This is a genomic window from Halorubrum sp. AJ67, from assembly GCF_000513435.1.
Map to the genome: position 1 here is coordinate 145,459 of NZ_CBVY010000003.1, position 4,996 is coordinate 150,454.

A 4,996-nucleotide genomic window follows, 5' to 3' on the forward strand; every position below is an offset into this window, starting at 1 on the left:
GGGCGCTCGGCCTCGCCGGGTTGGTCGCGCTCCCGGATCTCATCCGGCTCCCGCTCGCGGTCGGACTGCCGGCGGTCCCCGAACTTGCCGCGCTCGGAATCGTCGTGTTCCTCGCCGGACTCGGGTCCAGTTTCTTCTCGGCCATCGACCCCCGGTTCATGGACGCACTCGGCGACGCGGAGCGAGGAGCGGGGTTCGGCCTGATACGGACCGTCTACACGGTGATCGGGTCGGCGGGGTCAGTCGGCGTCGGACTCGTCGCGGACCTGTTCGGGTGGGGGCCCTCGTTCCTCGTCATCGCCGGTCTGGCCGGCGTCGCGTTCCTCGTCACCGCGGCGAACGCGGTCCTGAGCGAAGCGCGGTGACTCGACGCACCGCGCACGCGGCCGGAAGCGGAGGCCGGTGCGTGAGATCACCCGATCGACCCGAACCTTCGAGTCGCCCCGAGCCGAAGTGACTCCGTGTACGATTACCACGCCCACACGAACTACTCCGACGGGGCGTTCCTGCGGTGGATGGTCGAGGCCGCGGCCGACGCGGGACTCGACGGCATCGGCTTCGCCGACCACTGTAACGTCTCGCCGGAGCCGAACGCGGAGCGGCACAAGCGCGCGTTCGGGTTCAATCTGGACCTGACCTACGAGCGACGCCGCGAGGCGATCGAAGCGGTCCGCGAGAATGCCGCCGTCGAGGTGTACGACGCGGCGGAGATGGACTACGACCCCGATCACGAGACTCCCATCGCCGAGTTCCTCGACGACGCCGGCTTCGACTACGCCGTCGGCAGCGTCCACGACCTCGACGGCGCGAACGTCCACGTCCGGTCGCACTTCGCCGACAAGCCGGCGTCCGAGCGGCGGGCGCTCGTCGACCGGTACTTCGAGAAGCTCGTCGCGCTCGTCGAGTCGGAGCTGTTCGCGATCGCCGCGCACCCGGACCTGATCGAGCGCAACCCGCACCTCCGCGGGTTCGCGACCGAGGACCACTACGCCGCGGTCGTCGACGCGTTCCGGGACTCGCGGACCGTCCCGGAGGTCAACGCCGGCCGCCTGCTCGACGACTACGGCGAGTTCCATCCGGCACCCGCCTTCCTCGACCGGCTCGTCGACGCCGGCGTCGAGGTGACCGTCGGGACCGACAGCCACGAGCCGGACGAGATCGCGCCCCGGCTGCGAGAGATTGAGACGGAACTCGACCGCCGCGGCGTGGAGCCCGTCCGGCTCGACGGAATCGTCGCGGACGCGTGACGCAGTCGCGCGGGTCAGCAGATCTTACAAGCTCGAAAATGAGTTTTTCGTGCCCGGTTCTGCTCGTCTATCGAGTTTGACTTCGGCTACGCCTCGTCGAACACCGCCTGACTGCGTCAGGCGTGCTCGACGCCTCGTTTCACTCCTCGTCGAACAACGCGAATCGGAGATTCGCTTGCCTGACGAAGCTACGCTTCGTCGAACACCGATAGACTCGCTTCGCTCGTCTATCGAGTTTGACTTCGGCTTACGCCTCGTCGAACACCGCCTGACTGCGTCAGGCAGGCTCGACGCCTCGTTTCACTCCTCGTCGAACAACGTCTCGCCGTCGACCATGTGCTCCTCGACTGTGTCCATGTCGAGGGTGACGCCGAGTCCGGGCTTCTCCGGCACCTCGATGTAGCCGTCCTCGATGATGTCCTCCTCGACGAGGTCCTCCCACCAGCCCAGCTCGTAGGAGTGGTACTCGATCGCGAGCGAGTTCGGGATCGAGGTGCCGACGTGGGCCGCCGCCATCGTCGCGATCGGGGAGGCGACGTTGTGCATCGCGACCGGGACGTAGTACTGGTTCGCCACGTCCGCGATCTTGCGGGTCTCGCGCATCCCGCCGACCTTCGGCAGGTCGGGCGCGACGATGTCGACCGCTTGGTTCTCGATGAGGCGGCGAAGCTCGGTGACGCGGTAGCGGTTCTCGCCGACCGTGATCGGCGTCGTCGTGCTCTTCGTCACTTCCTCCTGAACTTCGAGGTTCTCCGGCGGGACGGGGTCTTCGAGCCACCACACGTCGTAGTCCTCGATGGCGTCCGCGAGGCGCTTCGCGGAGCCGCCCGAGAAGGTCCAGTGGCAGTCGAAGGAGACGTCGGCCTTGTCCTTCACGCGCTCGGTGACTTTCTCGACGATCTCCGCCTTGTGGCGGATCTCGCCGGGACGGAGGTGGCGGTTCGCGCGGTCCTTCTCGAAGCCCGAGGGGACGTCGAGGTCGAACTTCAGCGCGTCGTAACCGAGTTCGTCGACGACGCGCTCGGCCTCGTCGGCACACGCCTCCGGATCGGCCTCCTCCTCGGTGTGGCAGTCGCAGTAGACGCGCATCTCGTCGCGGTACTTGCCGCCGAGCAGCTGGTAGGCGGGCACGTCGAGGATCTTCCCGGCGACGTCGTGGAGCGCGACCTCGATGCCGGAGATGGCCGTGACGGTGACGCCCTCGACCGACCCCTCGCCGGACATCTTCTGGATCAGATGCTCGTAGAGGCGGTCGATGTCGAGCGGGTTCTCGCCGATCACGAACGGCTTCATGCGCTCGATGAGTTCGGGCACGCCGGCTCCCCAGTACGCCTCGCCGGTGCCGACGACGCCCGAATCGGTGTAGACGCGCACGAGCGTCCACGGGAAGTTCCCGTCGACCATCGTCGTCTGAACGTCCGTGATCTCGACGTCGCGACCGCCCCCGCGGGTCCCCGTGGTCCCCATCGTTTCGGCGGAGAGCTCCCGCATCGTGTACTCCGCGTTCGGGTCGTGGAGCGACTCGTAGTTTCGTGACATCGCTCGACGTTCTCGGGCGACCCGTTTCGGTCTTTTCCTATCGGCTCCGTTTCCGCTGTTCCGGCGAACACTCCGAAAACGGTATTACATTCCGAGTAAAGACTCGCGTATGGAGATAACCGAGGTCGAGACGTTCGTCGTCGACGCGGACTGGCGCAACTGGTTCTTCGTTCAGGTGAAGACTGACGAGGGGATCACGGGCGTCGGCGAGGCGCTCAGCGGCGAGGGACTGACGGCGGCGCTGGAGGCGACCGCGGAGTCGCACAAACACTACCTCATCGGCGAGGACCCGCTGAACCGCAAACAGATCAACCGTCGGCTGACGCGGTACCCGTTCGCGTGGCGCGGCGGGAAGCTCATCAACGCGGTTGCCTCCGCGTTCGACATCGCGCTGTGGGACATCGCGGGCAAGTACTACGACGAGCCGGTCTGGAAGCTGCTCGGCGGGAAGGTCCACGACGAGATCCCCGTCTACGCCAACGGCTGGCACATCGGCGAGCGCACTCCCGAGAACTACGCCCACCACGCGAAGAAGGCCGTGAACGAACAGGAGTACCCCGCCCTGAAGTGCGACCCGTTCGCGCACTACGAGTACTCACTCACCAACGACCAGATCGACGAGGTCGCGGAGCTGCTCGAAGCTGTCCGCGACGCCGTCGGCTGGGACGTCGGTATCGCCTTAGACTGCCACGGCCGCTTCTCGCGGCGCGGGGCCATCGAGGTCGCGAACGCGCTCGAAGAGTACGACATCATGTTCCTCGAAGAGCCGGTCGAGTTAGAGGACCGCGAGGTGATGGCCGACGTGACCGACAAGGTGAACATGCCCGTCGCGACCGGCGAGCGCATCTACAACAACGCGACGATGGAGGACCTGATCCGCAAGCAGGCCTGCGACATCATCCAGCCGGACCTGACGAACTACGGTAGCCTCGCCGAGCTTCAGCACGCCGCGGAGATGGCGAAGTCCCGATACATGACGTTCGCTCCGCACAACCCCAACGCGGGCGTCTCGACGGCCGCCGGTCTCCACCTCTGTGCCGGCATCGAGAACCTCGAAGTGCTCGAACACATGAGCCGCGACGTCCCGTGGGGCGACGAGATCGTGAAACACGACTTCGAGGTCGAAGACGGGACGATCGAGGTACCGGACAAGCCCGGACTCGGCGTCGAGTTCGACGCCGACGCGGCCCGCGAACACCCCGGCGAGCCGAAGGACAGCCACAGCCTGTTCGACGCGGAAGGCGCGCTGAAGCGTCCCTGAAGCGCCGCCGGCCGACGCCTCGGTTCGACCTCGCCGTCGACACCTCTTCTCGACGCCGTCGACGGACGATCCCGCGGAGCCGCAGATAGCGGGTTTTTCAACGGGGCCCGCCCAACGACGGGTATGGTCGAACTCACCGACTCGCTGCGTGTGCTTTACACCGGATCGATCGAGGAACAGGATGGGGAGTACGTCGTTCGCGTCCCGGAATCGGAGATCGAACACGGGACGGTCGATGTCGGCGAATCGTATCGAATCGCGCTGATATCCCGCGAAGAGTCCGGTGACAACGGCTCATCGACAGGCCACGAGGCGGTAACCGACTCGCCGGCGGTCGACGAGTCGCCGTCCGACGACGGACAGCGGCCAACCTCCCGTGGCGCGGCCGGCGCGGTCCAGCCGGACCCGCCCGTCTCCGAGGGGGAGGTCCGCGACGTGACGATCGAGACGCTGGGCGACAAAGGCGACGGGATCGCCAAGATCGAACGCGGCTACGTCGTCATCGTCCCCGACGCCGAACCCGGCGAGGAGCCGACCGTCGAGATCACCAGCGTCCGCGAGAACGTCTCGTTCGCAAACGTCGTCGAAGAGTAACCGGCAGTCGCTCTCTTTCCGTCTCTTCTCAGTTCGGCGGGTCGCTCCGCGAGAACAGCGCCCGGAGGTTCGACGCCGAGAAGAACGAGGACGGCTCGTCCATGTGGACGCCGATCTCGCCCGAGAGCGCCCGCAGACCGACTCGTTGGACGGGTTCCGGAAGCGAGTAGCACCGCCGGATCGCCTTCCCCAGCCGGATTTCCGTCGATAACTCTTCGCGCCACCCGGACTCGTAGTCGGCGAGCGTCGACGGGTCGCGCGGATCGATCGCCGCCGCGGCGACGTCGGCCGCGCGCATCCCGTACAGGATGCCGCCGCCGGTGAACGGCTTCGTCTGCGCGGCGGCGTCGCCAAT

Annotated in this window: 4 protein-coding genes and 2 pseudogenes; 4 read left to right on the forward strand and 2 right to left on the reverse strand. The window is 66.7% G+C overall.

The genetic code is table 11. The annotated features are described in order from the left end of the window. Together BN903_RS04395 and BN903_RS04400 are read left to right on the forward strand one after the other, a co-directional pair. A pseudogene (locus tag BN903_RS04395) lies at window positions 1-365 on the forward strand (MFS transporter); the annotation flags it as partial. A gap of 96 nt (window positions 366-461) precedes the next feature. Then, the gene (locus BN903_RS04400; RefSeq protein ID WP_048076567.1) at window positions 462-1,247 is read left to right on the forward strand and encodes a PHP domain-containing protein; all 786 of its coding nucleotides are present in this window, start codon (window positions 462-464) and stop codon (window positions 1,245-1,247) included. Window positions 1,248-1,547: 300 nt separating this feature from the next. Here BN903_RS04400 and BN903_RS04405 read toward each other — a convergent pair whose 3' ends face one another. Continuing rightward, window positions 1,548-2,786 carry a mandelate racemase/muconate lactonizing enzyme family protein gene (locus BN903_RS04405; RefSeq protein ID WP_048076568.1) on the reverse strand — a complete coding sequence of 413 codons (1,239 nt, stop codon included), beginning with the start codon at window positions 2,784-2,786 and terminating at the stop codon, window positions 1,548-1,550. Window positions 2,787-2,895: 109 nt separating this feature from the next. Here BN903_RS04405 and BN903_RS04410 point away from each other — a divergent pair, with 109 nt between their 5' ends. After that, window positions 2,896-4,047 (forward strand): mandelate racemase/muconate lactonizing enzyme family protein, encoded by a 1,152-nt coding sequence (locus BN903_RS04410; protein WP_048076569.1) that lies wholly within the window; start codon window positions 2,896-2,898, stop codon window positions 4,045-4,047. 123 nt (window positions 4,048-4,170) lie between these two features. Continuing rightward, window positions 4,171-4,641 (forward strand): TRAM domain-containing protein, encoded by a 471-nt coding sequence (locus BN903_RS04415; RefSeq protein WP_048076570.1) that lies wholly within the window; start codon window positions 4,171-4,173, stop codon window positions 4,639-4,641. Window positions 4,642-4,669: 28 nt separating this feature from the next. Here BN903_RS04415 and BN903_RS04420 read toward each other — a convergent pair. After that, window positions 4,670-4,996, reverse strand: a pseudogene (locus BN903_RS04420) (electron transfer flavoprotein); the annotation flags it as partial.